The organism is Polaromonas sp. P1_G2, assembly GCF_056405515.1.
This window is the reverse complement of sequence record NZ_JBFUBY010001774.1, coordinates 1-357: the sequence shown is the minus strand read 5'-3', so window position 1 is coordinate 357 and position 357 is coordinate 1. Positions and strand designations below refer to the sequence as shown.

The 357-nt window shown below is 60.8% G+C and carries 1 protein-coding gene; it reads right to left on the bottom strand.

Going from position 1 to position 357, the window contains the following annotated elements:
• Positions 1–42 precede the first annotated feature (42 nt).
• On the bottom strand, positions 43–357 hold a 315-nt coding region (locus tag AC1D0P_RS32535; protein ID WP_477680490.1), incomplete at its 5' end, for a M24 family metallopeptidase.

Sequence of the window (357 nt, the reverse complement as noted above, 5' to 3'; positions counted from 1 at the left end):
GGCGAAGAAGGCCGGGCTGATCGACCTGGTCGACTGGCTGGTTCAGTCGGTCAGTTCCCAGGGGAAGTGATCGAGCCGTTCCGGCCCCTTGCCGGTGATCAGCACCTGGGTTTCGAGCTTGACGCTTTCGCAGCCCTTTTCGGAGATCAGGCTTTCGACGCAGACGACCATGCCGGTCTCGAAGCGGCCGCCCTGATTGTGCTCGAAATCGGTATGACAGAGCACCAACGGCCATTCGTCCGCCATGCCGACGCCATGGACGGCGAGCGAATAGCGGTAAGGCTGGTAGCGCTCGGGGATCTTCCAGGATTTCTCGTTGAATTCTCGAAAATCGAGGCCGTCGCGCAAGAGCGACAG